Genomic DNA, 2364 nt, shown 5'->3' on the forward strand with positions numbered 1-2364 from the left:
TTTGTGTGCGCGGTGGGGGGGTTTTTGTGGGGGGGTTCTTTTTCGTTGTTACATTCTACCCACTTTACTCCTCCAACCCGACCGAAGTCACCTGTCCGGACGTGCAACGGACCGATCTCATCCGTGCGGGTGACAATGGTGGTGTGAGCGAGTCCGTGAACCAGCCGTTCGAGCCGGCGTCCTCGGCTGACTCGGCAGCGACTGCCGACCTGGTGGTGCCGGGCGGTACCGGTCCGACGCCGCCCGCCGACCTGGTGCCGGGTGCCGTCGACGCGACAGCCAGGGGCGCCGTCCCGCGGCGACGCGGGCCTCGGCGGGCCGTACGGCGCGGGACCGAACGTGAGGCGGTGCTCGGCGTGAGCGCCGACGAGCGGCCGGCGGGCTGGAGCGAAGGAGCCGACGGCGGAGGTGCGGCCGGCGCCGGCCAGGACTCGAACGACGAGCAGCTCCGCCGGGACGTCCCGCCGCACTGGGGCTGACCACTTCGGCGGCGCCACGGACGCCGCTACCCCTGAGTCGAGAACGGGGTTGTGCTCGCAGCACGTTCGCTCCGGAACACAACCCCGTTCTCAAGAACCCCGCAGACGCGGTGGCAAGTGTCTAGTTGGACTGCGACGGCGACTGCGCGCCCGACTGCGCGCGCAGCAGGTCGCGGATCTCGGTGAGCAGCACGACCTCCTCCGCCGCGGCCTCCTCGACGACCTCTTCCGAGGTCTTGCGCAGGGACTTCAGCTTGTTGATCGGAACGACGACGAAGAAGTAGATCGCCGCAGCAACGATGAGGAAGTTGAGCAACGCCTGGAGGAACAGGCCGATGCTGAATTCGGCATTGTTGAGCGTGAAGTGGCCCACGTCGGAGATGTCCGGCTGGCCGAAGACAGCGGCGATCAGCGGGTTGATGATGCCGTTGAGCAGTCCGGTGACGACCGCGGTGAAGGCGGTGCCGATCGCGATACCTACCGCGAGGTCGATCACATTGCCGCGAGCGATGAAGTCTTTGAAGCCGGTGAGCAGGTCGCGCATGAATTCCCCTGGATCTCGCTAAAGTCGGTGTGGTCAGGCGACGGCCGGACCTCGAAGGGAATTGTGGTGGAAAATCCCCTTCACCGCATGCTGGACAGCGCGTTCGGCCAAAGGTAGTGCCGGTCCGGATGCAGGGCCGGGTCTTCGCCGTACCGCCCTACGGCACCAGCACCGCCGTCACCGCGCCCCAGCCCGAGATTGCCGACAGCTCCGGCGCGTCCGCAGGGGTCACCGCGACGAGCGTGACCGGGCGGTCGCCGTCCGCTGCCGGGCCCAGCAGCCCGCCCGCGGCCTCCGGCTCACGTCCGGCGGGGACGGGCAGCACCAGGGCGCGGCGTGCGAGGTACCGGGGTGCTCCGTCCGGTTCGCCGCCCGACGTCGTCCCGGCCAGCAGGTCGATCCGGTCGCCGGGGCGCAGGAGGGCGGCGACGGCGTCGTCGGACAGGCGGACCGGGACCACGACGGTGCCGTGCGGGGCGGCGGCGGAGACGCCGTCGTCGGACACGAGGGTGGTGTGCAGCGGGGCGCCCGCCGGCAGCCCGACGACCACCGAGCGGCCCAGCAGGCCGTGCACGGTCGGCAGGGTCCCGGGCGGGGCGAGGTCGGCGGCGACGGAACGCACGACGACGTCGTCCCGGGTGAGCTCGGTGCCCGCCGCGACGGGCCGTGCGGTGACCGCCACGTCGGTCGTCGGCGGGGGCGGCGGGCGCAGGAGGTGCACGGTCACCGAGGCCGCGAGACCGAACAGGGCGGCCGCCAGCGCGAACCGCCAGCGCCACAGGATCCGCCGGGCGCGCCGGAGCACGGCCGAACGGGAGCTGGCTGTACCCGGCAGGCCCAGGCCCGACCGGCCCGGGCCCGGCAGGCCCGGACCAGGCAGGCCCAAACCCGACCGGCCCGGACCCGACTGGCCCGACCGGCGCCCGCTCGGCCGGGTGAGCAGACCACGGGCGCCCATCGGCCGATCGGTGGACGGCGGAGCTGCCCCGGCCACCGTGCCCCACTGCGTGGGCGAGCCGGCGCCGGGCGGTGAACCGTGGCGCGAGGCCGGTTCGGTGATCGAGTCGAGAAGTCCCATGCCGACGACGCTATGCAGGCGGGGGAGGGGCGCGGAGCCGCCGTCGGGCAGCCTGTGCACGCGGAGCGGAAGGCGCCGCCTGTGGTCACGCTCGCACCGTTGGCGGCCCGTCAAGCGGGTCGGTGGACCCTGCCGGAAGATCTGGGGACCGGCTCTGTCAGTGACGAGGTAGCCCGCATGCCTCACAGATCGACGACGGGTCTCGAAGTCGGCACACAAGAGCGAGGTCGGCACTCGGCATCGAGGTCGGTCCAGGGCTGGAC

General features: G+C 71.9%; 3 protein-coding genes. 1 reads left to right on the forward strand and 2 read right to left on the reverse strand.

What is annotated here, in order from left to right; all coding sequences use genetic code 11:
* The first annotated feature begins 143 nt into the window (after positions 1 to 143).
* The gene (locus ACFWE2_RS25220; RefSeq protein ID WP_377226948.1) at positions 144 to 479 is read left to right on the forward strand and encodes a hypothetical protein; all 336 of its coding nucleotides are present in this window, start codon (positions 144 to 146) and stop codon (positions 477 to 479) included.
* Between the two features lie 121 nt (positions 480 to 600).
* Here ACFWE2_RS25220 and mscL read toward each other — a convergent pair whose 3' ends face one another.
* Positions 601 to 1023 carry a large conductance mechanosensitive channel protein MscL gene (gene mscL, locus ACFWE2_RS25225; RefSeq protein WP_377226949.1) on the reverse strand — a complete coding sequence of 141 codons (423 nt, stop codon included), beginning with the start codon at positions 1021 to 1023 and terminating at the stop codon, positions 601 to 603.
* Positions 1024 to 1180: 157 nt separating this feature from the next.
* Positions 1181 to 2101: an SAF domain-containing protein gene (locus tag ACFWE2_RS25230; protein ID WP_377226950.1), complete on the reverse strand. Its 921-nt coding sequence runs from the start codon at positions 2099 to 2101 to the stop codon at positions 1181 to 1183.
* Positions 2102 to 2364 lie beyond the last annotated feature (263 nt).

It is taken from the genome of Promicromonospora sp. NPDC060271, assembly GCF_042726755.1.
Classification (GTDB): domain Bacteria; phylum Actinomycetota; class Actinomycetes; order Actinomycetales; family Cellulomonadaceae; genus Promicromonospora.